Origin of the sequence: Haloarcula halobia, assembly GCF_029338255.1 — an archaeon.
In the GTDB taxonomy this organism is placed as follows: domain Archaea; phylum Halobacteriota; class Halobacteria; order Halobacteriales; family Haloarculaceae; genus Haloarcula; species Haloarcula halobia.
Genome location: NZ_CP119787.1, coordinates 3267784 through 3292301 on the forward strand (window position 1 = coordinate 3267784; position 24518 = coordinate 3292301).

Annotated in this window: 21 protein-coding genes, 1 tRNA gene and 2 pseudogenes; 7 read left to right on the forward strand and 17 right to left on the reverse strand. The window is 61.2% G+C overall.

Going from position 1 to position 24518, the window contains the following annotated elements:
- The first annotated feature begins 372 nt into the window (after positions 1 to 372).
- Complete coding sequence (locus P1K88_RS17210; RefSeq protein WP_276411480.1) at positions 373 to 2004, forward strand: hypothetical protein; 1632 nt, start codon at positions 373 to 375, stop codon at positions 2002 to 2004.
- A 127-nt stretch (positions 2005 to 2131) separates the two neighbouring features.
- Here P1K88_RS17210 and P1K88_RS17215 read toward each other — a convergent pair whose 3' ends face one another.
- The gene (locus P1K88_RS17215; protein ID WP_276411482.1) at positions 2132 to 3286 is read right to left on the reverse strand and encodes a glycosyltransferase family 4 protein; all 1155 of its coding nucleotides are present in this window, start codon (positions 3284 to 3286) and stop codon (positions 2132 to 2134) included.
- A gap of 204 nt (positions 3287 to 3490) precedes the next feature.
- Between P1K88_RS17215 and P1K88_RS17220 the strand changes: the two are divergent.
- Positions 3491 to 3754, forward strand: a pseudogene (locus P1K88_RS17220) (SIS domain-containing protein); the annotation flags it as partial.
- A 33-nt stretch (positions 3755 to 3787) separates the two neighbouring features.
- On the opposite strand, the gene P1K88_RS17225 reads toward P1K88_RS17220, so the two are convergent.
- Entirely contained in the window at positions 3788 to 4177 is a 390-nt protein-coding gene (locus P1K88_RS17225) for a CBS domain-containing protein (protein ID WP_276411484.1), read from the reverse strand.
- 148 nt (positions 4178 to 4325) lie between these two features.
- Between P1K88_RS17225 and P1K88_RS17230 the strand changes: the two genes are divergently transcribed.
- Positions 4326 to 4772 carry an Hsp20/alpha crystallin family protein gene (locus P1K88_RS17230; protein WP_276411486.1) on the forward strand — a complete coding sequence of 149 codons (447 nt, stop codon included), beginning with the start codon at positions 4326 to 4328 and terminating at the stop codon, positions 4770 to 4772.
- Positions 4773 to 4829: 57 nt separating this feature from the next.
- Here P1K88_RS17230 and P1K88_RS17235 read toward each other — a convergent pair whose 3' ends face one another.
- From P1K88_RS17235 to P1K88_RS17290, 12 genes and pseudogenes are all read right to left on the reverse strand, one after another.
- Positions 4830 to 5435: a hypothetical protein gene (locus P1K88_RS17235; RefSeq protein ID WP_276411487.1), complete on the reverse strand. Its 606-nt coding sequence runs from the start codon at positions 5433 to 5435 to the stop codon at positions 4830 to 4832.
- Positions 5436 to 5456: 21 nt separating this feature from the next.
- A complete protein-coding gene (locus tag P1K88_RS17240) occupies positions 5457 to 6236 on the reverse strand; it encodes a DUF4330 family protein (RefSeq protein ID WP_276411489.1) in 780 nt (259 codons plus the stop codon).
- Between the two features lie 78 nt (positions 6237 to 6314).
- On the reverse strand, positions 6315 to 7739 hold the full coding sequence (locus P1K88_RS17245) for a sugar transferase (protein WP_276411490.1): 1425 nt from the start codon (positions 7737 to 7739) through the stop codon (positions 6315 to 6317).
- A gap of 120 nt (positions 7740 to 7859) precedes the next feature.
- A complete protein-coding gene (gene aglF / locus P1K88_RS17250; RefSeq protein ID WP_276411491.1) occupies positions 7860 to 8615 on the reverse strand; it encodes a UTP--glucose-1-phosphate uridylyltransferase AglF in 756 nt (251 codons plus the stop codon).
- A gap of 133 nt (positions 8616 to 8748) precedes the next feature.
- On the reverse strand, positions 8749 to 9735 hold the full coding sequence (locus P1K88_RS17255; RefSeq protein WP_276411493.1) for an NAD-dependent epimerase/dehydratase family protein: 987 nt from the start codon (positions 9733 to 9735) through the stop codon (positions 8749 to 8751).
- On the reverse strand, positions 9728 to 10657 hold the full coding sequence (locus P1K88_RS17260) for an NAD-dependent epimerase/dehydratase family protein (RefSeq protein WP_276411495.1): 930 nt from the start codon (positions 10655 to 10657) through the stop codon (positions 9728 to 9730). Before P1K88_RS17260 ends, P1K88_RS17255 begins: the two co-directional genes overlap by 8 nt.
- Before the next feature lie 3 nt (positions 10658 to 10660).
- Positions 10661 to 11833 carry an NAD-dependent epimerase/dehydratase family protein gene (locus tag P1K88_RS17265; RefSeq protein ID WP_276411496.1) on the reverse strand — a complete coding sequence of 391 codons (1173 nt, stop codon included), beginning with the start codon at positions 11831 to 11833 and terminating at the stop codon, positions 10661 to 10663.
- Between the two features lie 187 nt (positions 11834 to 12020).
- On the reverse strand, positions 12021 to 13274 hold the full coding sequence (locus tag P1K88_RS17270) for a Glu/Leu/Phe/Val family dehydrogenase (RefSeq protein ID WP_276411498.1): 1254 nt from the start codon (positions 13272 to 13274) through the stop codon (positions 12021 to 12023).
- A 123-nt stretch (positions 13275 to 13397) separates the two neighbouring features.
- Positions 13398 to 13700, reverse strand: coding sequence for a hypothetical protein (locus P1K88_RS17275; protein ID WP_276411499.1), 303 nt, complete (start codon positions 13698 to 13700; stop codon positions 13398 to 13400).
- Positions 13701 to 13749: 49 nt separating this feature from the next.
- Positions 13750 to 13893 carry a rubrerythrin-like domain-containing protein gene (locus tag P1K88_RS17280; RefSeq protein ID WP_276275408.1) on the reverse strand — a complete coding sequence of 48 codons (144 nt, stop codon included), beginning with the start codon at positions 13891 to 13893 and terminating at the stop codon, positions 13750 to 13752.
- Between the two features lie 111 nt (positions 13894 to 14004).
- On the reverse strand, positions 14005 to 16884 hold the full coding sequence (locus tag P1K88_RS17285) for a bacterio-opsin activator domain-containing protein (protein ID WP_276411502.1): 2880 nt from the start codon (positions 16882 to 16884) through the stop codon (positions 14005 to 14007).
- Positions 16885 to 17094: 210 nt separating this feature from the next.
- A pseudogene (locus tag P1K88_RS17290) lies at positions 17095 to 17472 on the reverse strand (NUDIX domain-containing protein); the annotation flags it as partial.
- A 168-nt stretch (positions 17473 to 17640) separates the two neighbouring features.
- On the opposite strand from P1K88_RS17290, the gene P1K88_RS17295 reads away from it, so the two are divergent.
- Positions 17641 to 17713, forward strand: a tRNA-Pro gene (locus P1K88_RS17295).
- A 783-nt stretch (positions 17714 to 18496) separates the two neighbouring features.
- Positions 18497 to 19489, forward strand: coding sequence for a transposase (locus tag P1K88_RS17300; RefSeq protein ID WP_276411503.1), 993 nt, complete (start codon positions 18497 to 18499; stop codon positions 19487 to 19489).
- 8 nt (positions 19490 to 19497) lie between these two features.
- Here the strand turns inward: P1K88_RS17300 and P1K88_RS17305 are convergent, their stop codons facing one another.
- Complete coding sequence (locus tag P1K88_RS17305; RefSeq protein ID WP_276411505.1) at positions 19498 to 20364, reverse strand: hypothetical protein; 867 nt, start codon at positions 20362 to 20364, stop codon at positions 19498 to 19500.
- A gap of 528 nt (positions 20365 to 20892) precedes the next feature.
- Here P1K88_RS17305 and P1K88_RS17310 point away from each other — a divergent pair.
- On the forward strand, positions 20893 to 21582 hold the full coding sequence (locus tag P1K88_RS17310; RefSeq protein WP_276411506.1) for a 3'-5' exonuclease: 690 nt from the start codon (positions 20893 to 20895) through the stop codon (positions 21580 to 21582).
- A 111-nt stretch (positions 21583 to 21693) separates the two neighbouring features.
- On the forward strand, positions 21694 to 21960 hold the full coding sequence (locus P1K88_RS17315) for a hypothetical protein (protein ID WP_276411508.1): 267 nt from the start codon (positions 21694 to 21696) through the stop codon (positions 21958 to 21960).
- A gap of 147 nt (positions 21961 to 22107) precedes the next feature.
- Here P1K88_RS17315 and P1K88_RS17320 read toward each other — a convergent pair whose 3' ends face one another.
- Positions 22108 to 23469, reverse strand: coding sequence for a restriction endonuclease (locus P1K88_RS17320; protein ID WP_276411510.1), 1362 nt, complete (start codon positions 23467 to 23469; stop codon positions 22108 to 22110).
- Between the two features lie 179 nt (positions 23470 to 23648).
- Positions 23649 to 24443, reverse strand: coding sequence for a hypothetical protein (locus P1K88_RS17325; protein ID WP_276411511.1), 795 nt, complete (start codon positions 24441 to 24443; stop codon positions 23649 to 23651).
- Positions 24444 to 24518: the final 75 nt, after the last annotated feature.

Consider the following 24518-nt stretch of genomic DNA (forward strand, 5'->3'; position numbering starts at 1 on the left):
GGTTCGGAAGTGGATAGGAAGGAGGGAGACTCGCCGTGACGGGCGCAGCCAACTGCCAACTTCGAGACACCAGTCGACGAGCGATGTGGGGAAGTTCTGTTCCCCAGGTCCGCGTCGCCACAAGCACACACCGAACGACACCGTACAACACCGGCGTCCGAGACGTCGTAATATGAGCTTACTCCGTATCGATTACAACGTCAGACAGCAGAGGAGAGCCCCCGTATGTCGGTACTGCGCGGTCAGGACGTGTCGTCTCCGGGCCGTTCGACTTGTCTCCCACGGGAGAACTCGCGGTGCTGCACAAAGTGGTACGTTTCTGCAGACGGCTGGTAAGAATCCATTACCCCGGATACCGGCAGGCACAGGACGATGGCAAAAGACAACACGGACGGTCGGGAGATAGCGCGCGGGGACGGGGATACCTCCAGGTCACCCTGGCACCGGAGGACAGTGTTGAAGGCGAGTGGCCTCGCGGCCGCGGCGGGACTTGGTCTCGGACGGGTCGGGACGGCACGGAGCGCGAAAAAGCCCGGTAGTAGTGGCGAGGGGGTCTACGTCGAGGCCGGCGCGCAAGTCGCATCGACGCCCGACGATATACAGGACGCGGTAGACAGGCTAGGCAGCGACGGTGGGACGGTCAAGCTCGAACCAGGCAGCTACGGCGACGGTGACTGGACGACGGGTATCGAGCTCCCCGACGGACTCTCGAAATCCACACTCATCATCGACTGCCAGGGCGCCAGCGTCGACCTGTCGTCGTGGGACGGCACGGCGTTCTTCGGGAAACCCGAGGAGACCAGCAGCGGCAACGTAGGGACCGTCGTGATCAAGGACCTGTATGTTAACTGCTACGGCGTGCCGGCTGGAGATCTCTCGACGTTCGTCAGGCTGCCGGACGTGACGCGGTCGACGTTACGCTACACCGCTATCGGCGAGTTCGACATCGGGACGTACATCTATGCGTCGGGGACAGCGAGCAGTTGCCACCACAACACGACTCGCATCGAGCACAAACTACCGGATATCGGGCTGAAACTGGGCAAGAAGAGCGCATCGCTGGGCGTTGACCGCGGCGAGTACCGGATGCAAGTTGACCGGGTGGGCGATGCAGGCTGCGAGGTGGCAAACGGTGGCTGGAACGAACTGTACATCCAGACGGAGAATGCACGCGCCGACGTGGCCGACGGCGCCGTCGACGGCGTCCGAACCCTGTCGGCGGCGGCGTCCGGCGGGGACGGCCAGGGTCACGATAACATCGTCAAACTGCTGCACCGAGTGACGAACGCCGACGATGCCGTCTCCGCCCGCATCGAAGGTGAACGGAATCGCGTCGACGCGCCGGGAGCGGGGTCCAACGCCAGCATCGACAAACTGGCGCCGATGGTCCCACCCGCGGATATTGATATGGCGGGCTGGACCGCGACCGAAGCGTCCCACCTCGATATGACCATTCGATTCGAGACGGCCACTCGCGGCGACGGTCAGGCGCCGACACGCAACGACTGGGGCCAGGTCCTGCTCGATGCCGGGACGGGCACCGGTGACACGTCCCAGCTGTCGGCAGCCGGCGAGGCGGACCTGGGCCGCGGTGCGATGGCGTTCGCCCGTGGCAACGCCCCCGGCAGTGGGGGCGTCCTGCGGGTCGGGTGGCGGGAGACGAGTGATACGTACGCCGCCATCGAACGAGACGTCTCCACCGACAGCATTCGCGTCGACGTGGTCATCGATGGGGCCTCGGTATCGGGCTTCCCGGTGGCGACCGACCGCGGTGCCGGGGGACGCACGGATCTGTACGCCTGGAACGGGACGGACGACGACGGCGACGTTCGGCAGTTCTGGGGTGTCAACAGCGAGATCGTCGCGGCAACGACAGCCGACCTCGAGGCTCTCGGGAACAGCACTGTCACGCCGGCGGTCTGGGCCACGAGCGACGGCACGGATACGCGCTTTGGCCTGACGCGGGCTGGGTTTGGCGTCCGTGACAACAACGCTAATTCCTGAACGTCGGCCTACCAGGCACGGTATATTCCGCAGCCCTGCGCGAGATGGACTGAGATCACTCCGTCGTTCCGGCTCTGAAGGGTCGTCGACGCAGTGCCTGCGAACGAACAGGGCGTTGCGTCAGTAGTCACAGCGGAGTCGAGTCTGAGTCCGCGGAGCGATAAAATACGTGTTCGAGTCGTGCAGCAGAACGTTCCCAGGAGTGGGACTCTGCCCAGTCGCGAGCCGTGTCACTCATCTCGGTGCGCAGGTCCGTGTTCTCCACGAGGCGTAGAACTGCTCTCGCGAATCGTTCGGAATCGTCCCCAGCAACCAGAAGACCAGTTTCCTCGTGTTTGATAGAGTCACGTAGGCCTTTGATATCAGAGCCGATGGCGGGTGTTTTACTTGCATTAGCCTCGATTATCGCGATCCCGTAGCCCTCGATACGGCTCGGCGCTAGTAGCACCCAGGCCGATTCCAGCAGGGCTAATTTCTCTTCCTCGCTCACGTAGCCATGGAACGTAACACAGCTCTTGTCGGCAGAGTACCGTTCGATCGTGCTCCGCTCGGGCCCATGCCGTCCGGCAATATCCAGGTGAATCTCCCGGGACGACATTCGACGGAGATGGTCGTAGATCTCAGGAATTCTATCTGCCCCCTTCTCCGTCACGAGGCCACCCAGATACAGTACTCGCGGGTGCGGTGATGGGTCCGAGAATGTGTATTTTCTGACGTCGACGCCGTTCCGTATTTCGTGGACGGTTTCCGGTGGGTGTCCCCTATCGACGAGTTCTTCCGTCGTGCTCGGACTCACCGAAACCGTGTGTACATCGCGGTCACGGTAGATGCCGAGACACTGCGCTACGTAACCGACCAAATTAGTCGGGAACGGGTGCGTTTCGAAGAATGAATCGAGAGAGATGTGATGATAGATTGCAACACGAGGCGCGAAAGCGATGACGGGCCAGGGAAGCGGGGTATTTACAGTGTAGACGACATCGGGAGACAGCTTGTAGAGGTACCAGTAATAGTACAGCGAAACGAGGAGATACGACAGGAAGAAATCTATTGCCCCGCCGAGTCGTTCCGTGTGGCCGACTTGATGGATAGAGACGCCAGAGTGAGATTCCACGGCGTTACGACCACTTTCGCCGGATAGCAGATGGACGTCGTGACCACGTTCGCTCAGATGGGTCAGCGTTTTTTCGAGGTTCCGCTCTGCCCCCCCAGGTTCGCTATCCAACCAGCTTCGCTTATTGAGAGCTAGTATACGAAGGGGTTCTCGGCTATTCACGTCCATATGTATCCCATTCTGAGATTTGCTCGGTGTCTTTCCTGCAGGCCGATCAGAGCGATATGCATACTCGACATCAGGGTAGGATACGGGAAGTGCATCAGGCCCTCTACTGGACGTAGCCGGTCAGCTATCTTCGTTACGTATCGGTTATAGCGACACAGATGGCGATCAAAGGAGTTTCACAGCTGTGTGCATGAGCGCCTCACCATCGTGACCGGCGACGACGAGCGCGCCCGCAAGACTGTGGGCAACGTCAAGGAAGTCGAGGCCCGCGACGCGCCGGTCGTGGCCATCTCCGACGGCCAGAGCGACGTCGGCCGCTACGCCGACCACGTGCTCGAACTCCCCGAGACCCACCCGCGTGCGGCGGCCATCCTGGCGAACATCCACCTGCAACTGGTCGCCTACCACGTCGCCGCTCGGCTAGGGCGCAACATCGACAAGCCGCGCAATCTCGCCAAAAGCGTGAGTCGGAAGAAGCCCCGAAGATATCGCGAACGCCTCTCAGGCGCCGAGCGACCGCGAGAGGTGGGCAGTCAGGTCCATCGTCGTGATGATGCCGACGACCTCGCCGTTGTCGACCACCGGCACGTGGTGGATGCCGTGGTCGAGCATCTTCGCGGCCACTTCGCTGACCGGCCGGCTCTTCGTCGTCGTCACCACGTCGGTGTGCATGAACTCGCCGACGGTCGCCTCCGGCGACACTGCGCCGTCCCGGATCATCTGGACGAAGTCCGTCGCCGTGAGGATGCCCGCCAGGCGGTCCGCGTCGGCGACGATGACCGCGCCGACGTCCTGTTCGATGAGCCGCGCCGCCGCCTCTGTGACCGGCGTCCCGGACTCGACGGTCTCTATCGGGCGGGACATGAGCTGGTCGACGTACGTCTCTCGCATACCCGTACCATCAATCGGTTGAATAATAAGTGGTTCGCGCACGCCGGCAACGAGGGTGATAAATCAGGGTGGGTCGGGGCGATTCTGTCCGTGGAATCGATAGAACTATTCTGTCAGGTATTCAATTATACTGGCGGAGGGCCAGACAATGAGTACACGCGGCAATCCCTTCGAGGAACTCGAACGACTGTTCGAACGCATGAGCCGCCAGTTCGACGAGGCACCGCAACCGTGGGAGAGCGAGGGTCCCCTCGCCAGATGGATGCCCGAGGCCGAATCGATGGCTATCGACCTCGTCGAGCGCGACGAGGAGTTCGTCGCCACCGTCGACCTGCCCGGGTTCGAGCGTGACGAGATCAGCATCGAGATCACCGACCACACGCTCCGCATCGAGGCCGAACGGGGCGAGGAGAGCAAAGAGGAGAGTGGCGACATCCTCCGTCAGGAGCGACGCCACACGACCACCAAGCGGTCCATTCGCCTGCCCGAGGAGGTCCAGGCCGAGGACGTCACCGCTAGGTTGTCCAACGGGGTCCTGACCGTCACGCTCCCGAAGCGTGAGGCGGAAGCGGCGCGGAGCATCGACATCGAGTAGACGGACGGGCAGATTTCGAGGTATTCGGCCCCACGACGGAGACCGGTGACGACGATGTCACCGTGTTCGAGGCGGCCGCTCGCTGTCGTTTGACTCCGACTCGTCTTCAGCAGGCATTTCAGGAGGCTCAAGCAGTGCAACAGCGAGGGCGTACGCTCGCGTCTCGGTCAGTTCGGCCCACGAATACCGTACCCGGGTACCGACGACTGCGAGCACGAGTACAGCGATACGAAGACTCAATTCGAGCGGCGTCATCGTCGCGGTTGCCAAGGCGAGCAGCGTGTTTACCGCGAGTGCGACCACGAGCGTCAGGCTCACGAAGCGAACTGGCTGGGTCTTGAAATCTCGCTCGATGGTGCCAGTGATGGTGTGGATTCGCGAAGCGGACCAGGCGCGTGTTGCAGTCGGGACGAGTCTGTCGAGAACCGCGAGAAACGGCCCGACAGTCACCGTCTCGCGCAGGTCGATGACGACGACGTCGGGTTCCGGTTCCGCGGTCAGCCACCGGAAGAGGTACGACTCGCGAACGAAATGTGCGAATCTGTCGATCCTCCGTCCGAGACGAGACCGGTGATAACTCGTCTCGAGCGCCGCCTGGACTGCGCGAGTCCGGTCTGCGAGTTGCTTGACCGACGACGCCTCGTAGATTTCCGCTGAATTCATTGGTTACGTATGATCTGAGGGCTACGTGCCGACCGACGCGTTCGTCGTTCCGACCGTGTAGACCTGGCCACGGAGCGTGGTGGTGTCCGTCACGATGGTCACGTCGTTGTCCACTCGGAGCGCCTCCCCATCGAACTGTGGCACCGGTTCAGTGTCCCAGGCCACGAGTTCGACGCCCACCAGCAACTGGCGTCGGTGCTCTGTTCGCGAGCGTTCGGTCACCGTTTCGATCCTCGCGACGCTTTCGTCACCGATGGTGGCCTCCTGTCCGGGTTCGAGCGCACGGGCAGTCGCATCTGTCACGTTCGCACTGAGGACGACGGGAACGCGCGTGGTCGGGATGTCGGTGGCTGTCTGATTGACCGCGAGAGCATGGGCAGCGACGCGGTAGGAACCCGTCGAGAGACTCGTCTCATCCCCGCCGTACAGTCGGCCGTCAGTTCCCGATGGCGTGCCGGTGTACGCCACCCGAGTCAAGACGTGGGCCTGGCCGTCGGTCGTGAAACTCCGGTAGACGTCGACGACCGTGAACGCCGTGTCCTCCCCCGGCGGAGTTACCGTATCGTCGACGCCAATGAGTGCCGCGTCGCTCGATAGTGGTGCAGAATAGGACAGTGTAGCGTATCGCGTCGGTGCTGGTTCGCTCGCTCCAGAGTTTCCACCACTCGATTGGACCAGCGCCACTCCCGCGACACCGACCGCAAGAACGAGCAATACGACGAGGAGGTCGACGACGTTGACGAGTCCGAAGAGCTTCCCCTCGTCGTCGATGAGTCCTGCAGATTCCTCCGGGTCAGTCATATTTCACTCCTTACACAGTCCATGTATTGGTCTTTCCATTCTGTGCGAGCACTTGTCTGTCGACCCTACCTCGATTGTTCATTCGTCGTCAGAAGTGGGGGCAACTATCGAAAGCACGTCGAGACCGACGCTGTAGATCTCTCTGATGACGATTTTCATGTCGAACCAGACGGACTGCCGGCGAATGTACTCGATATCGTATCGGAGTTTCTCCTCGGGATTGTGGCCAGTCACGTCGTTGATCTGTGCGAGCCCGGTGAGCCCCGGTTTGACGAACCAGCGGCTCCGCCACTCGTCGACATCAGACTCGATGTCGGTGTCCAGTTCCGGCCGCTCCGGCCGCGGGCCGACCACACTCATGTCGCCGACGAGTATCGACCAGAGCTGGGGTATCTCGTCGAGGTGGGTCTTGCGAAGGAGCCTGCCGACAGCCGTGACCCGCGGGTCGGTTCCCCCAGCGTCTTCTTCGCTCAGTTTCACACCCGTCTCTGCCTCGGCGTCAGCCACCATGCTGCGGAACTTGTAGACGTCGAAGGTCTCCCCGAACTCCGCGGTTCGGCGCTGGCTGTAGAGAACCGGGCCGGGCGAGTCGAGCTTGATGCTGACTGCGATGACCACAAGTAGTGGTGACAGGCCGATCAATCCGACAGCAGCGAACACGACGTCGAAGATGCGTTTCGCGACGTAATCCTGCCAGTCCCACGGTTCGAGGTCCGTCTCGACGATATCGCTGCCGGCGGCGTTCGTCACGAGGACGCTATCGGCGTGACCTCGGTGGACTTTCGCCTGGACGCCGTGTTCGTAACAGGTCGCGATAGCGCCGAAGAACTCCTGTCGGTCGGGTCGTTGGAAGCCAAGCAGGACGGTATCGACGTCGTACTCGACCAGGATTTCGGTCAGTCGTGAGAGTCCGCCGAGACGGGTGAGTCGTTCAGTCGAGTCCACGAGCATCCCACCATCCGGGAGTCTGCTCTCGGGTACCTGAACACTGGGTGGTGCGACGAACCCGAGGATCGGCACCTCGGCTGCTTCGAACAGCGTCTCCATCGTTTCGGAATCGTCGCCGACGAGGATCGCACGTGAAGACGACTGGGGCCGCTGTCGGATGTAGACGAACCACAGCGGCAGTACAAGTACGAGTAGAACGGTCACCCCGATGAGCGTCAGCCGCGGTAACCGCGTCGACCAGTCGAAGTACCCGATCGTCGCCAGCAGCGCCGCAGCCACCAGGATGCGCTTTTGGGCCAGCGAGATGACGTCGAGAATCCGGCGTGGACGCGGCTTGAACAGTGGCCACAGCGAACCGAGGACGATGACCAGTGTGGTGACGAGTTCGTCTCGGAGGTTCACAAGGCCCAGCGTCGTCGGTTCCAGTCGAGCAACGACCGGGAGCGAGGTCAGCATGGATTGGACGACTGCTGTATTCGCCACTGCAACGGCGGCTACGACAATCCCGCTTGCGCCCAGAATCGCGGTGAGTCGATACCGCCAACCCGTCCTCATTGTTGGAGTTGTGTTACCAACCAGATAAAAGGGTTCCGAGCCAGATCTCACGGGCGAGTCCGGGTCGCCTCCCAGCGTGGACAGACCTGTCGGGAATACTACCGTATTCTGGCCTCAAAGTCACTCGCTCGCGGCGAGATTCTCGGCCGCGAGGTCGGGGTTTACTTCCCCCTGCAACCGCTCCTCGGCTTCGTCGCGGTCCTCCGGATAGCCGATGTCGTTGCGCCAGCCGTCCATTCGGATCGCGTCGATCGTCCGGCCAGAGTGAAGCAGGAGGCCGATGGCGTCGGAGATCTCGTACTCGCCGCGGTTCGACGGTTGCACCAGATGACAGGCGTGGAAGATGGCCGGCGTGAACGTGTAGAAACCGGTCATCACCAGGTTCGACGGCGGGTCCTCTGGCTTCTCGATTACTTCGGTTATTTCACCGTACTTGTTTGTGTCACAGACACCGTACCGGCTCGCCTCGTCCCAGGGCACCTCTTCGACGAGGAAGGCTGCGTCCGCGCGGTCTTCGCGCTGGCGGTTGACGACGTCCTGGAGGTTCGCCTGGAAGATGTTGTCCCCGAGCATCAGCATGAAGTCGTCGTCGATGTGCTCCTCGCAGGTGATCAGCGCGTGTGCCAGCCCCTTCTGCTCGCGCTGGTGGGTGTAGGTGATGGGGACGCCCTCGAACTCGTCTTCGAAGTGGTTGATGATCGCTTGCTTCTTGTAGCCGACCACGACCAGGAGTTCGTCCGCGCCGAGGTCGATGAGCTGTTCGAAACAGTGAGCGAGGATGGGCTTCCCCGCGACCTCGACCATTCCTTTCGGCTTGTCTTCGGTGAGGGGGCGAAGCCGGGTTCCCTCTCCAGCGGCGAGTACGACAGCCTTCATGGTAGTCAGTTGGTCCGCCGGCCGGTAAAACTCTTGTCGAAGTCGTAACGTGACGTCCTCGCGACCAGATGAGAGGATCTGCGACGGCCCCGGACGACGATCTTCCCCCGGTACCCGAAGCAGTCGGCGTGACTCAGTCCAGTTCGGCGTCGAGGACCGCCTGAATCGTCGATTCGACGGTCTGCTCGGGTGCCCAGCCGAGGCGCTCGCGTGCTCGGGACGTGTCTACCTCGAACGAGTCGACGAGGGTCTCCTCTCCCGCACGCGGGTTCTCGACCAGTTCGACGGTACACTCCAGGTCCCGTTCGGCTGCGGCGTCTCGAACCATCTTCGCGACCGTGTGGACACCGGGGTCTTCGTCGCTCGCGATCTCGTACTTCTCGACGCCGGTGTCACCCTCGCCAAGTTGGTCGAGCATCCGCTCGGCACTCCGGACGTACGCACGAGCCACGTCTTTCACGTGGACGAAGTTCCGCGACTGCGTCCCCGGTTCGTAGACGGTCAGCGTCTCGCCGGCTAGCGCCCGCGAGAGGAAGAAGTTGATGACGGTCCCTTTCGAGATTCGCTCACCGTCTATCTCGTGGTCGCCATAGAGGTTCGAGATCATGAACTGGTGGGCGGGGAACGCACCGTCGGCGAAGTCCGCGATAGCGCGTTCGTTGAGCAGTTTGGTCCGCCCGTACCAGTTCATCGGATCCCGCGGATGGTCGACGGTCAGCGGGAACTCCTGGGGGTCACCGAGGACCGCCATCGAGAACGGGAAGATCAGCCCGGCGCCGGTCTTCCGGCAGAACCAGGCGACGTTCTCGGTCCCCTGGACGTTCACCTCGTAGGCGAGGTCCGCGTTCTCCTCGCAGTCGTCGACACCCGAGACGGCAGCCAGGTGCATCACGATGTCTGCGCCCGAGAGCGTCCGTTCCAGGCGGTCGCGGTTCCGGATGTCGACGTGCTCGATATCCAGGTCGCCGATTGAGCGAACTTGCCCGAGATAGAAGTTGTCCAGCGCGGTAATCTCCCACTCGGGGTACTGTTCCTGCAGGTCGTGGACGACGCGGCTACCGATGTATCCGGCCGCGCCGGTCACTGCAACGTGTGGCGTCTCGATAGTTCGTTCAGGCATTGGTGAACTCCGCTGCAAGGTCGCGGACGCCCTCGCGGAGCGTCCATTCGGTCTCGAATCCGGTACTCGCGAGGCGGTCGAAGTTGACGTGATACGACGGGCCCGGATGCTCGTCTTCGAGATAGGTCACGTCGACGGGCGCCACCTCGTCGGCCACGATATCAGCGATCTCCGCGACGCGGTAGTTGCCGGCCTCGGAGCCGACGTTGTACGCCCACTCGTCCCACGTCTCGGGATGTAACACGGCGTCGGCGTAGGCACGCGCGGCGTCTCGTACATGGACGAACGGGCGCCAGTTCGAGCCGTCGCCGTACACTGTAAGCGGCCGGCCGGTCAGCGCGCGGAAGACGAAGTAGTTGACCACGAGGTTGAACCGGACGCCCGGCGAGTAGCCGTAGTTGGTGGCCATCCGCAGCGAGGTGCCGGTCATGTCGAACTCCGCGCAGTACTCGCGGACGAGCGTCTCGGACTCGAGTTTCGTCTCCGCGTAGGGGTTGATCGGGTCCGGGTCGACCGTCTCGTCGATGTCGGTGCTGGTCGCGCGGCCGTAGACGTTACACGAGGAGGCGAAGACGACGTGGTCGACGCCGAGCTTCCCGGCGGCCGTCAGGACGTTCTCGGTGCCGTCGTAGTTCACCGCGAAGGTCTCCTCGCGGCGGTCGTGGGTGCTCGACGCCCCGGTGATGGCCGCGAGATGGACGACGCGGTCGACGCCGCGCATCGCGCTCTCGACGTCGCCGTACTCGCGGACGTCGCCCCGGCGGAAGTCCAGGTCGTCGCCCAGGGTGCCCAGCAGGGCACGTGGCGACCCCGATTCGAGGCTGTCGAGGACGGCCACTCGGTCGACGGTCTCGCTATCGCGCAGTATCGGCAGCAGTGCGCTCCCGATGTAGCCACACGCCCCCGTGACCAGCACGTCCATCGGTCAGTCCTCGCTGAGGACGCCCGGGAGGAAGCGGTCCTCGTGGGCCTCGATGGTGTCGGCGTAGCGGGTCAGCGTCTCGAAGATGTCTCGCACACCTTCCTCGAAGGTCTGGGACTGGCCGCCGATGAGGGCGGCGTAGCGGTCGTTCTCGATCTCCATCTTGTGGGTCTCGTCCTCGTCGCGGGGGTTCTCGAAGTGCTCGACGGCGACGTCGAGGTCGAACTCGTCGCCCACCTCGGCGATGGTCTCGGCGATCTCGACGATGCTGATGGCGCGCGTGACCTGGTTGTAGACGGTCAGGCCCTCGGGCCGGTCGTCGGGGTCCACGAGCGCGACCTGCGCCAGCCCCTCGACGGCGTCCTCGAGCGAGATGAACGGCTTGCGCTGCTCGCCCTTACCGTAGACGGTCACGGGGTAGCCGGCGACGGCCTGGGCGGCGAATCGGTGGCCGACGGTCCCGAAGTAGTAGTCGAAGTCGAAGCGGGTCTTCAGGCGATCGTCCGCGCGGGTCTCCTCGGTCTCGGTCCCGTAGACGATGGCCGTCCTGACGTCCGAGACGGGGATGTCGAACTGCGTGTGCGCGAGGCGCATGTTGGCCGCGTCGTGCGATTTCGTAAGATGATACCAGCTACCCGCCATCGCCGGGAACGGGACCTCGTCGCGCTCGCCCTGGTTCTCCATCGTCGCGCCGCCCTCGGGGATGGGGAACTCGGGTGCGCCGTAGACGCCCGTCGTCGTCGTCTCGACGAAGTGGGTGTCCGTGAGGTCGTGCTCTTCGAGGCCCCACAGGAGGTTGCGCGTCGCCTGGAGGTTGTTGTGCTGGGTGTAGTTGGCCCGCTCGCCGTTGATCTGCGAGTACGGCGCGGAGGGCTGGGCGGCCGCGTGGACCACGACGTCGGGTTCGTGGACCGCCAGCAGCTCGTCGACGAAGGACTTCTCGACGAGGTCACCCTCGACAAAGGAGAGGTTCGAGAGCCCGTGGACCTCTCGCGCAGCCTCGAGGCGCGCGTCGATGCTCGCGACGGGCGTGGCGCTGGTCGCGCCGACCTCCTCGACCCACTCGCGACGGGCGAAGTTGTCCACGAGGATCACTCTGTCGTCGGTTCGGTCCGCGATCCGCAGGGCCGCCGGCCAGCCGAGGTAGCCGTCGCCCCCAGTGACGAGTATCGTCATTAGTTACTCAATTCGTGAGTAACTCTCCTGTGGTAAATATCTTCTGTCCGTCGGGGACTCGGATCGGAGTGCTCGATGGACGGTTCGACGGCACAGCGAATGCGGCTCGAGCGGTGATGACTGCCAGAATCAGCGGAGAATAGTGAGCTGGCGACGAACGACGTGTCGAGCGACCGGGCGGGAGAGACTAAGGCCAGGTCCCGTTCTGCTCGCTGGCGTCGATGACGCGCTCTAGCGCGACGACGTAGGCGGCGGTCCGGAGCGACGGCAGTTTTCGATCCTCGTAGGCGTCGACGAGGTTCCAGAACTGCTCGACGATGGTCGAATCGAGTTCCTCGTTGACGCGCTCTTCGGACCAGTAGAAGCGCTGGCGGTTCTGCACCCACTCGAAGTACGAGACGACGACGCCGCCGGCGTTGGCGAGGATGTCCGGGACGACGAGGACGTCCTCGTCGCTGAGAATATCGTCGGCTGCGGGCGTGATGGGGCCGTTCGCCGCCTCTGAGACGACGTCGGCGGATATCTCGGGGGCCAGCGACTCGTCGATGGCGTTTTCGAGGGCGGCCGGAATCAGCAGGTCGACGTCGAGGGTCAGGAGCTCATCGTTGGTGAGTTCCGCCGCGGCGTCGGGGTAGCCGACGACGCTCCCGGTCTCACGCTTGAACTCCTTGACGTCGACGGGGTCGAGGGACTCTTCGTCGTAGATGGCACCGCTGGAGTCCGAGACGGCGACCACGTCGGCACCCATCTCGTAGACGAGTTTCGCCGCGATCCATCCGGCGTTGCCGTAGCCCTGGACGGCGACGGTCGCGCTTTCGAGGTCCTTGTCCAGGTAGTCGAACGCCTCGCGCGCAGCGACGACCGTCGACCGGCCCGTCGCCTCGACGCGGCCCTCGCTGCCGCCACTGGAGAGGTCCTTCCCGGTGATGACGCCGGGTTCGGTGGTGTTCTCGATGGTCTCGTAGGTGTCCTTGATCCAGTTCATCTCGCGCTGGCCCGTGTTGACGTCGGGGGCGGGCACGTCGCGGTCGACGCCGATCATGGGCGTCAGTTCCTCCGCGAAGGCGCGCGTGATGCGCTCCAGCTCGCTCTCGGAGTACTCGCTGGGGTCGATGACGATGCCGCCCTTGCCACCGCCGAGGGGGATGTCGCTCGTGGCCGTCTTGTAGACCATCCACCCGGAGAGCGCCTTGACCTCGTCGCGGCTCACCTCCGGATGATAGCGGATGCCGCCCTTGTACGGACCGCGGTCGCCGTTGAACTGCGACCGGTACGCGCGGAAGACCTCGATGGAGCCGTCGTCCATCTCGACGGAGAGGTTCGTCTCCAGGATCCGTTCGGGATTTTTCAGCCGCTCGAGCTGGCCGTCGGCGACGTCCAGGTACTCGGCCGCCTCGTCGATCTGTGTCCGCAGGCTCTGGTACGGATTGACGTCGGACATGTATCGACCAGGGAAATCGACGTACCAAAAGCTATCCATTCAGTCCGGAGATTTATACGAAATTATCGTATAGTTGTGACTGATCGTAGGGCTTACGTCGCGTGGTTTTCTGGAGTTATCTCACTATAGCACTACGTTTGTATCAAATTCTTGTACTATCAGACCACCCGGTTCCTCCGAGGCGCGGACAGTGGTGTCCGTCTCGAGTACCACGGCGTCGTTGACGCAGTTCACCGCACTCGCTGGAACGTCGACGTGGTCGACGTCCGGAAGGAGACAGTCGCGTCGCTCCTCGCGCTCGAGGAGGACGTCCCCGCTGGGGAAGTGCCAGACGTGTGTGACGGCCCGGAACGCCGGCACGGCCGTCGGGGCCTCGACGTACCTGACGGGGCGTCGTGCTTCGAGGCGAGTCTGGACGTCCGTCATGGCTGGGCCGAAGTGTGCAGGGGTGGCTGTGAGGGGTCGACCGACATCGTCACTCGAGTGGCGTCTGTCGGTTCCGCATCTCGCCACCGCAGCTCGGGCAGGGGTCGGGATTGTCCTCTGCGACGACGACGGCACCGCACTCGAAACACTCGTACGGCGTTTCCTCGTCGGGGGTTTGTGTGACATCTCTCATGGTGCGTTCACGAGCGCCAGTCGCCGGCCGCGGCACTCACGTCGACTGACGAACGGGACAGCTGAATACTCGGCAGTTGATAGTCAAAGTACGCTTCGGGACGGGAGTTTACTATTGAACCCCGTTGCTCGTCGGGACCGAGACGTTCCGCTCCTCGAAGAGGGTCGTGAACAGCTTTCGCTGGACCGTCCGGACGTGCTGGTAGAACGCCGGGGGGGAGATGTCGAGTATCGCCGCGACGTCCTCGCCGGTGCTCTCACGTGGCGACTCGAAGAACCCGCTGTAGTAGGCCGTCTGTACGACCTCGAGCTGGCGGTCGGTGAGCGCCGAGAGGAACCGCTCGTAGACGTCGTGTTCGGCGGCCTGGTCGAGCGTCTGCTTGCTCTTGAGAGCGACCCCGGCGAAGGCCTCGTCCAGCAACCGCGTGACGGTCCTGACGTCGATGCTGTCCGGGACGTCGACGGTGAGTGTCGTCGAGGTCGCGTCGGCGGTCGCCTCCCGGACGACGGCCCCGTGGTCGGCCAGCTCGAGCGCGAGGAACGGCCGCGCGAGTCCCAGGCGGAGGACGCCGCCGGTGCCCCCGTCGCTGATGCGTCGGACGTCGTCGACGCCGGCTAACTCCGTCGCAGCGGCCACCACAGTGTCTATGTCACCCTCCTCGACGGTGACGAACACGTAGCTCCCGTCGGTTGTCTGCTGGACGCCGCCCCGGTACGAGAGGGTGGTGCCGGTCGCCTGCGCCAGCCGTGAGAGGACGAACGTCTCGTCGTCGACGTCGAAGGCGATGCGTGTCGCCGACGTCGTGAGGAGCGCGTTCTTGCGCTCGATGGCGCTGAGGGCGGAGGCGATGGTCTCACCCAGTTCGGCCAGGACGGCACGGGCGGTCTCGTCGAACGCGTCGCGGACGTCGGCGTAGACCGTCAGGACGCCGTGCGTGAGGTCGTTGTACTCGAGCGGGATGCTCAGGACCGACATGAAATCGCGGGTGAGGGCGTCCGCGCGCCACGCGTCGTCACGGAGATCGGTCGCGACGTTCGACACCATCGTCACCTCGCCGGTCGCCGCGGTCCGGCCTGCCGGTTCGGTGCCGTCGGCGTCGACGTCGAACGCCTGGCTCTCGAGATACCCCTGCTCGTCGCCGGCCCACGCACGCGGTTCGAGCGTCTCGGTCGTCGAGTCGACGCCGCCGACCCAGACGAAACTGAACCGCTCGTCGCTGGCCAGCAGGTCGGTGACGGCGTGGTCGATCTCGTCGCGGGAGTCCGCCTGGACGATGGCCCTGTCGATGGCGCGGATCGTCTCGTTGATGCGGTTCAGCGCGGTGAGCTGTTCGTTTTGCTGTTGTAACTTCCGGTCCTGTTCCCGGAGCTGTGACTCGCGCGAGACGCGGTCGAGTGCGGCCTCGGCAGTCGCCGCCAGCAGGTCGGCGAGTTCCCGGGTCACGTCGTCGAACGCGCCGACGTCGGCCGACCCGGCGACGAAGACGCCGTGGTCGCCAAGCGGGACGTAGCCTGCACTGCGGAGGTCCGTGGCCGGGTTGTCGAGCCGGTCGGCTTCGTGGACGTCGTCGAAGAACAGCGTCGTCCCCTCGATGAATCCGTAGCCCGGGAGCGTGTCGCCGTCGACGTGCAACCGCGGCAGCGGCCCGTGGAGGTCCCGCATCGCGGGCGAGTGCGTGACGGGGCGGAGTTCGTTCGTGTCGGCGTCGAAGAGGTAGACCGCCGTCGCGTCGAGGTCGAGGACGCTCGGCGCGTCGTCGACGATGTGCTGGGCGATCTCGTCGTGCGTGCCCGCGTACAGAAATCCCCGGGCCAGCTCCTGGAGCGTCGCCAGGGCCTCCTCGCGCTGTTTCCGCTTCGTGATGTCACGACAGCTGTAGAGGAGCTTCCCACCCTGGATGTCGACCTCTCTGACGTTGACCAGCAGCGTGTGTTCCCGGCCGGCCTTGTCCGTCGCCGTGCATTCGATGTTCTTCAGGCTCCCCGTCTCGGCGAGTTCCTCGCGGTCGAAGAGGTCATCGCCCAGAAGGTCGCCGATGGTCTCTTTCTCGCGGATCTCGTCGGCCGTGTACCCGAAGATGAAGTGGACGTTCGGACAGACGTAGGTGTATTCGCCCTCCTCGTCGGTGATGAGGACGGTGTCAGTCATGTTATTGAGCGTCACGCGGTGCAGCTCCTCGGACTGGCGGAGGTCGCGCTCGAGCGAGACCCGCTCCGTGATGTCGACGCCCCTGATGACGATAGAGACGAGGTCGCCCTGTGCGTTCTCCACGGGACGCACGGACAGATCGATGACGCGCTCGAACTCGCTGGTCGACGGCGCAGCGATTATCGCGTTGCCCGACGTCCCGTCGCGGGCGGCCGTGACGAGCTGGCGGATGTCGTTCTGGATCGCCCCGGTGTGAGACCACCAGGGGAGTGTCCAGAACGACTCGCCCAGAACCGCGTCGTCGTCGATGTCGACCATCTCGAACGCGCGCTCGTTCGCCCGTGCGAGCGTCCCGTCCGGGTCGAGCACCCACGTCGCCGTCTGGGAATCGTGGAACACGGCGTCGAACTGCCGGGCCCGGTCACGCTGTGTCGTCGCCTGTCGCGTCGAGCGCAGCGCGGTGTCCACGCGGTCCAGTATCGTCTCGACCGCCCGGTCGACCGGGTCGTCGACCACGAGGTAATCTGTGACGCCGGCCCCGATCGCCTCGCTCGCGATGGCTTCGTCGCCGTTCGCGGTCGCGAGGAGTACCGGGACCGTCGGCTCGTCAGTACGGACGCGCTCGACGAGGTCGACGCCGGTCGCGTCGTCGAGCGCATACGCCGTGACGAGACAGTCGATGGTGCCATCGGAAAGTCCGTCGGCGGCCGCCTCCGCGGTCTCGGCCGTTCGGACTGTCGCATCGGTCTCCGATTCGATCCGGTCGGCGAGCTCGGCGAGCCACTCTGTCGTCCCTGCTAACAGGACGGTCACAGACCCCGTCGGTGAGAGAGCGTCCGTCATCAGTCACCCGTAGACGACGTGAGGGCCCGGTGTAGTACATCGGGCCGGGATTCGGACCACGACTGTACTCGCACTGGCGTCTCGAGCGTGGAGCGCATCGGTGGTTGATAGTCCAACCAGTCACAGATATAGATGTTTGGTACTGAACCACAGTGAGATTCCGTTCACCCGGACGGTGCGTATCCGGGCGACCGGACTTCCTGGTCGGCCTCACGCGATTTCGAACCGTTCGAAGTACTCCACGACGTACTCGTTGGCTCCCTCGGGCGGAGCCGTCACCACGCAGTAGTCGTCGTGCTGGCTGTCGAGCGTGATCGACTGTCCGGCTGCCGGGACCACGCGGTAGACCACGGGAATCGTGTGTCGCGTGTCGACACCGTCGACCGAGGTGGTGTCCCAGAAGTGCTCACTGATGCCGAGTCGCTCGACAGACACCGTCTCCAGGCCCAGTTCGTCGCGTGCGGTTCGATGCGCTGCGTCGTCGAGTCGCTCGCCCTTGTAGAGACGGCTTCCCGGCCAGAACCACTCGCCTTTCGCCGGTTCGTTCTGCCGTCTGGTCAGCAGGACGGCGTCGTCGTACTCGACGACGAGGTCGACGCATGGCTGGGCCGTGTATTCGAGACAGGTCGCGAACGTCTCGGTCGGAAGGTACTCGTCGTGAACGTCCGTACCAGTAGCTCGTCCGCTCCCGGGAAAGGCCTACGCGTTTCGCAACGATTAAAACCGCAGCACTCGTCGGTCTAGTTGCTATCGCACGGGCCGGTGGGGTAGCCTGGTATCCTTCGGCCTTCGGGTGGCCGTAACCGCGATTCGAATTCGCGCCGGCCCACTAAACCTTACGGCCTTTCAGGAGTCGAGGAAAATCGCCAGATAGCGACGGGTTCAGGGGTTCGCTTCGCCGCATTGCGCTCCGAGGTTCACACGCACTCACGGCCACAGGCTACGCCGTCCAGCGATTATCTAGAGCCGCGACCACTACGCGTCCGAACAGCTACCACACTCCTCGCGCCCGAGCAACCGTGCGCGCCACAGCAACAGCGCTGCCCAGGGAGTAACAGCTGGTCTCTCGATGACCATCCTCTCAAAAAGACTCGCAACCTCAGTCGGAAATCGGTGTTAGCGACTGCTCACAGGAGAGTCATGACCAAGAAAAACCCCTATTATGGGGAGTCTCTGATTCAAATTCGCTCAGCAAGCGAGAACATGATTCTAAGATGTCCGCGCTATCCCTGACGATTCGGAAGTATTCGTCGGAACGGAGGTCATGAACAAGGTCATTTCTAACCTGTCTCACATGTGCCATTTGCCCTACCAAGTCACCGGATAAGACCCCAAACCGCTGTAGCATCTGCTCTTTGTCTGGTTGGCTAAGGTTTTCAAGAAACTCAACAGTATTATTTGAGTCCTGATAGAACTCATCGACTAACTCTCGTTCGATGATTTCCACAGTATGATCTTCGATGACAACCTGCGTTAATGTAAGAAAGGGCATCAGTCGGTTAGCGAGGTGGATCTGATATAGTTCTTCAACATAGTGTTCAGTAATTCCTTTTTCAACCCGATGAGCGTGTCATAGAAACGTTCTCAGAGAAGGAAGCAGGGTGTTGGAACTGTGTCTACGAGCGCCAGCACCCTGCAAGACGTAGCTTCGGTAGACGACTTCTTGAATGTCGCGGCTACCGAGACAGTCCCGCTGTTCGAGCACCTTGAGTTCGAGTTTCTGCTGAATTACGACGTGTTCGCCCCCGCTTTGAGGGGGCGAACACGAGTGCATCAGCCACCAGACCTCTTTTGCGGCTTTCTGCACTGCTATTACAAGGACATCTACGGAACGCGTCCGGTTGCACGAGAACTCCAACACGGCCTCGTCTGGTACTACTGCGGACTCGACAAACCTCCATCCAGAGACACGGTTGACCGCTTTCTCACCGACCTCGAACACGTCATCGACGATGTCTTCGACAGGCTCGTCGAGCAGGCCGCCTGTCGGGGCCTGCTCGACTCGACGTACTCTATCGACTCAACGCACATTGAGGCGATTCAGTACAACGACGCGGCGTCATGGAACTACGATCCAACGGCCGAAGATTACTACTACGGCTTCGGCTGTACGATTGTCTCAACCGGTCCAAAGATACCGATTGCAGCGGAGTTCACACAGACCAAGCAAGCAGACCAGGAGACGGCGATGCGCGTCACGCGTAACGCGCTCGCCGTCGATACACCAATTTGGATGCTCGGAGACAGCGCCTACGACGTCCTCGACTGGCACGACCACCTGCTGGCCGCAGGGGTCGTGCCAATCACCCCATACAATCCGCGAAACACCGACGACCCGAAAGACATCGAGTACAGGGTCGAAGACCGCATCGAGGAACACAGCCAGGACGTACAGCTGAAACAATCCCTCTTGGACGAGACGTACAACCACCGGACAGGAGTCGAACGGACCAACGACGCAGTCAAGGACTGCGGCCTCGGGCACGTCCGCGCCCGAGGCCGCGTCCACGCACGAACAGAAGTGTTCCTTGCACTGTGTCTCCGGCTCGTCGTTGCAATCACCAACTACGACCGAGGAAACGAACCGGGCTGTGAGAAGCTATGAGATGGATTCTATGACACGCTCACCCGATCGTTGATAGCTCTCTCCAATTCAGGATCAGAAGGAGAGATGTCCTCATATCCAGAGATATATTCAATCAAAGTCTCTGAATTGATGATCCAGCGGAGGGTGGCGCGGGAGTCGAACACGATCCAGGGTTCGAAGCGGTATTTCTGGCTGAGCGTCCAGAGTTTCTGGAACGTGCTGAGATGGAGGTCCATGTTATGATGCCCAGTCATGACCTCGGCAATAATCGCGCGAGCACCCGGGAGGTGGGCACCGAGGTCAACATTGTACCCGCCGGGAAATGAGACGTAGGTGTTGATGTCTGCGTCCTTCGTGAGAGCGAGATGTAGCGCCGTGGTGCCGACGCCGACGCGGTGCGGGAGGAGTTCTAGCGAATCACCGGTCATTGCGGGGAGGTCAGAGTGGAGATGCAGCATTTTCTTGCCCTTCAGCGTCGGTGCCCAGGAGACTTGGCGGCGAAGGATACGTTTTGTCTGGAGGTGGGCATCGGTCAGTTCTGAGATATCGAACCAGGGGTAGTCGCCAAAGGCATTCTGGAGTTGCCGGTCGTGTTCCGTGAGCGAGGCGTGGAGCGGGTCAAGAGCGCTGGTGGGGATCGATCCGAGGAATTCGGTTGGTCGTGGGATTTTGTCGAGGATTAGGTGTGTCCCGTTCACGAACTCGCCGTTCCACAGACGGACCATCCGTTCAGCGCCTTCCTTGAGATCACCGCTCAGCGTGACACCTGGGCGTTTGTGTGCGGGAAGTTCCCGCGGATCGAGATCTGTGTTCGGCCCATCACTCGGCCGGCGTTTGAAAATCCCCTTGTAGTGGCCAGGGCTGATCCAGACTGCGGTCGCGGTGTCGCCCATCATGCTGTACATCGGGGTCAGCTGATCGAGGTCGTTGCCCCCGACGTTTCCTTTGTCGTACCAAAGGGGGTAGACTCGGGGATCCGGTTCGACCGGTGTTGGATCGTAATCGACGATCAGCTGTACGTCGCCTTATCCGCTGGGTGGATGAGACGGAAATCGTGGTCGTCGTAGGGGTTGCCAGAGGGCATGATTGGAGGTGGTTAGTTGATGGTCTCGTTGCCGGCTGCCTGCGGAGGACTGCATCGCTGTGTAGACAAGGCGTTGAGAAAAGGGTTAGACCCCGGTATTCGACCGTATTTGGGGCTCTATCCGTGTTTGAGAAGATGGAAACCGCCGGAAATAACGGGGAATTGCACCTCCGAGTTCGGAGGGGCGGGTGAGCCCGATACGTAGCTTTTCTTCGCTCACTTCCTCGGGCGAATTCTGTTTGATTCCGGTGCTATCCCTCGATTTCCATAGATACCGTGAAACGGCAAATGGCCAGCGTTTATACCGCTGTCAAAACTACAATTTGATACGATAGGGATGCTAGCAATAGACATTGAAACGGTACCAGCCGACCCCGATGCAAATGATACCGATCCCGACTTCCTCAACAGCCGGGAGTTTAGGTTCCTGGGGGTCGGTCTCGGTGTCCGATCACGCGAAACAGACGGCCGCGAGATCGAGGTGCTCTTCCGCGAAGACATCGACGAGCACTCGGAAGTCCGCCTCCTCAAGCGCATCTGCGACTGGATTCAGCAGTACGACATCGACACCATCGTCACGTATAACGGGACGAGCTTCGACTTCCGACACCTCCTCGGTCGCGCTGAAATCCTGGCGGAGAAAACCAACGCTGAGCAGTTGCCTGCGACAGTCGCTAAGTCCTTATCGCTGCCGTCACATCGTGACCTCTTCCTTGAGTACCGGCGTCGTCACGATTCGTGGGCCTCGCTCGAAGAGGCACTCGACGAGTACGGACTCGACGTGCCAGACCCGGTGTACTGGGACGACGAGAAAGTCACAAACTCGCGGATCCCACAACTCGGTGCTGACTATCTCTGTGGCCGAGCCGGACTGTCCCCCGACGTCCCGGTTGACGAGCTCGAGGAAGTCCTCCGGGAGTACACGCGACGAGACATCGAACCCCTGTTCGACCTCGCCGGCGAGATGGAAATCGGGCGACTGCAACGCAGGTGGCAAGAGAAAGCCCTCGCCGGCGCCGAGTGGTAAAAGATAGAAAACCAATGATCGCTGAACGTCGAGAACCTCGAGGAACACCGATGGCCAGCTCGGCCGTACCTCGCCTCGAAATCCAGCTACACGCACTCTCACCACCGGACAATGATTGAGCTCATCGATCATGCCGGCGTCGTCATCGTGCACACGGTCGATCGCGCCGGTCGGGAAGCATGGTACACAGCGAAGCGACATCCGGCCCCGCCCAATGGTGGGCGGGTTGAGGACATCCTCATCGACATCGACGGCACGATCCCGCGGTATACGATAGAACAGCTCCGGGAGCGCGGCATCGGTGTCGTCGGTCCGCGAGCCGCCCGTCCACAGCGATATGCACCAGAATACCGGCACCAGCCGACAGCTGAAGCGTAATGAGACTGGCAAGGAGAGCACGCGCGCCCCGTGTTCCGACGGGTCGCGGCCTCGGTGTGATCGCAGCGCCGAAGGGTCACTGCGAGTGTCATCGTCCCACTCAGCGTGACGCTACAGATGGGTGAATAGCGGTGACCCGTTCTGGACTCAGATGACGCCTGTCGAAACAAGGATACCGACGATGGAAACGATCAGTAGTAGAGCCGCACTGGCGGTGAGCGACTTGTTCTCCATCGCTTTCTGGTGGACCGGCATTGCGGCGTACTCGTCACGGAACGTTTCCAGGTTGTCGTCATCGTAGAAGTACTTCGTTTTCAGGGCGAAGCGTTCTGTGACGGCGCACCCAGTACAGACTGGGGTTTGTTCCAGCCGTTCGGTCTTAATGTGAGAGGGGCAGTTGATACTCCCGCAGTTCGCGCAATACGTATAAGTGGATGCTGAGTCATCGTCGCAGTGGACACACCGATGAATGCCGTCGTCGTCGGTAACCCGTGACGGGCCCGCAGCGTAGTATTCGTAAGGGTAGGAGTACTGCTGGAGCTGGACGGACTGTCTGATATTCGGGAGATACACTGGCTCGATGGATTGCACTGAGATATCGGACTGGTTGGGTTCGCAGGTCTTGTCGTATGTGACGTTGTTGTCGCCGGTATAGGTGACCGTCGTTGTGTGATAGTCTTGGAGGCGTTCGATGGCCCACTCCTTATACTCGGTTTCAGTCTGTCCGAAGCGGCGAACCTCGATGTCGTCAAAGAGGTCACTGAATCGTTCTTCGTCGAGATCGATCGTTTGGCGAAGATTGCTGGTCACTAACTCTCCGATGTCAGTATCCAGGATTTCTGGCTGCTGACGCTCGGCCCGAACGACGAATGTATTCGTCTCGTTGATTCGGTGGATGACGCCAACAGAGGTCTCGAAGACGGCGTTCGTCTGTGCGGTTATCGAGAGTACAGGTTCGAAGTCAGCTCGAGCAGTCGGCGTGGGGATGTCGTCTGCGTCGATATTTTCGATGTCTTGGAATGCTTCGCGGACGGGAGCGGCAAGGTCGTTCGTCGGGTCGAACGGGCGGAGTGTTTCGTCACACAGGATTTCGATGCGGCCGTTGTAGAGATCGAGTCCAACATCATCAGCGATGTCGCGGAGGTCGGTCCCGTCGATGAGTTCGATGGGGAAGGGGTCGTCGTTTTGCTCAAGTTCTGTTGCGTACTCTTGAGCAGGGTTCGTGAACCGCCCGGTGGTCACGACCATCCCTCGTTTCGGCCCGTCGTAGTCGTAGGTAGCGATGGCAGAGTGGAGTTTCTGGACGACAGGACGACCGACTGCATCGGTGTGTTTGCATTCAACGACGACAGCGCGACGGGTTCCGTCCACGACTTCTTCCATGACGAGGTCGCGTCCCTCGTCGGCTGTCTTGGCGGCTTGATGAACGTTCTCGTAGCCGAGGTTCCGGAACACATCTTCCATGAGGTCCTCGAATTCGAACCCGGAGAAGTCATCGAGGATCGCCATCAGTGTGAACGTTCCAGTTATGTTTGTCCTATTACTTGAAAATTTTCTGTCGCGTATCGTGTTGTATGCGCTTTGATCCTAAGGGTCGAAGAAGAGTACCCCAGATTCGAAGGGCGGAGCCGGTGAACGAGCAATTAATACGCTATATATAATATTAATTATCCATTCAGCGGCTATATTTATTTCTCATCCGGTTCGAATTGACTCTCTTCTTCGGGAATATTCGCAAAGGAACTAGATTTGAACAATTCTCGCAAATCTGGATCTTTGCCTACTCTATCAAGTATTACCAATTGATCTGATCTGAATACCCTGTCATTCGTTTGATCTCCGATCTGGTCTTTTGCTTCTACCCACATTCGACATCCAAACTCGCCGGTATCGTGCTTATGCCTGAGCCTCGAAATTAGGAAAATAATGTCATGATACATCGGGTTCTCTCCCTCTTGCTTCACCTGAACTTTCGGTTTTGCCTGGAACTTAACTCGCCTCTGCTCAGCTCCGAGTGCATTGGTTCTATTGTAGCCAGGTGCAGCAGAATCGACTCTTTCCATATTTTCTTTCCCCACTGAAAATGTTGTATCGTCATCCTGCTTGTCAGGGAAAATTTCAGTACATAATCGGATATTAGTTAACTCAGAACGTGTGTAGTTAGAGAGCGTCAAAACAAGGAAATCACCATCATAATCAACATCCTCTATTCGAATATCGCCCTGTAGCTCATACCGATGAAGTTTCCGTTGTTCGTCCAATATATTCTTTTGTTGAAGGTATAGGATAACTAATCCAGCACTTAGTAATGTACCAAATGCCGTATCGAAGGCTGTTAGCCCTTCCATCAGAGAAATTGGCGCTTTGGATGGGGTCAAAGTGATTATCCCGAATCCCAGTAAAAGATATATACCAAGACCGATACCCAAAAGAATCACAGCTATAATTAGCAAGAGCGAATTGAATCTTGAGGAGCCACTCATAATCTGGATTTTTGCAGCTACCTTCAAATAAATGAGTAACCTGTACTGAACACTCACAGATGACCGCTATGGGGG

Coding starts and splice junctions, on each gene's coding strand:
- P1K88_RS17210 (WP_276411480.1), top strand. CDS start 373: ATGGCAAAAGACAACACGGACGGTCGGGAGATAGCGCGCGGGGACGGG.
- P1K88_RS17215 (WP_276411482.1), bottom strand. CDS start 3,286: ATGGACGTGAATAGCCGAGAACCCCTTCGTATACTAGCTCTCAATAAG.
- P1K88_RS17225 (WP_276411484.1), bottom strand. CDS start 4,177: ATGCGAGAGACGTACGTCGACCAGCTCATGTCCCGCCCGATAGAGACC.
- P1K88_RS17230 (WP_276411486.1), top strand. CDS start 4,326: ATGAGTACACGCGGCAATCCCTTCGAGGAACTCGAACGACTGTTCGAA.
- P1K88_RS17235 (WP_276411487.1), bottom strand. CDS start 5,435: ATGAATTCAGCGGAAATCTACGAGGCGTCGTCGGTCAAGCAACTCGCA.
- P1K88_RS17240 (WP_276411489.1), bottom strand. CDS start 6,236: ATGACTGACCCGGAGGAATCTGCAGGACTCATCGACGACGAGGGGAAG.
- P1K88_RS17245 (WP_276411490.1), bottom strand. CDS start 7,739: ATGAGGACGGGTTGGCGGTATCGACTCACCGCGATTCTGGGCGCAAGC.
- aglF (WP_276411491.1), bottom strand. CDS start 8,615: ATGAAGGCTGTCGTACTCGCCGCTGGAGAGGGAACCCGGCTTCGCCCC.
- P1K88_RS17255 (WP_276411493.1), bottom strand. CDS start 9,735: ATGCCTGAACGAACTATCGAGACGCCACACGTTGCAGTGACCGGCGCG.
- P1K88_RS17260 (WP_276411495.1), bottom strand. CDS start 10,657: ATGGACGTGCTGGTCACGGGGGCGTGTGGCTACATCGGGAGCGCACTG.
- P1K88_RS17265 (WP_276411496.1), bottom strand. CDS start 11,833: ATGACGATACTCGTCACTGGGGGCGACGGCTACCTCGGCTGGCCGGCG.
- P1K88_RS17270 (WP_276411498.1), bottom strand. CDS start 13,274: ATGTCCGACGTCAATCCGTACCAGAGCCTGCGGACACAGATCGACGAG.
- P1K88_RS17275 (WP_276411499.1), bottom strand. CDS start 13,700: ATGACGGACGTCCAGACTCGCCTCGAAGCACGACGCCCCGTCAGGTAC.
- P1K88_RS17280 (WP_276275408.1), bottom strand. CDS start 13,893: ATGAGAGATGTCACACAAACCCCCGACGAGGAAACGCCGTACGAGTGT.
- P1K88_RS17285 (WP_276411502.1), bottom strand. CDS start 16,884: ATGACGGACGCTCTCTCACCGACGGGGTCTGTGACCGTCCTGTTAGCA.
- P1K88_RS17305 (WP_276411505.1), bottom strand. CDS start 20,364: ATGGGCGACACCGCGACCGCAGTCTGGATCAGCCCTGGCCACTACAAG.
- P1K88_RS17310 (WP_276411506.1), top strand. CDS start 20,893: ATGCTAGCAATAGACATTGAAACGGTACCAGCCGACCCCGATGCAAAT.
- P1K88_RS17315 (WP_276411508.1), top strand. CDS start 21,694: ATGATTGAGCTCATCGATCATGCCGGCGTCGTCATCGTGCACACGGTC.
- P1K88_RS17320 (WP_276411510.1), bottom strand. CDS start 23,469: ATGGCGATCCTCGATGACTTCTCCGGGTTCGAATTCGAGGACCTCATG.
- P1K88_RS17325 (WP_276411511.1), bottom strand. CDS start 24,443: ATGAGTGGCTCCTCAAGATTCAATTCGCTCTTGCTAATTATAGCTGTG.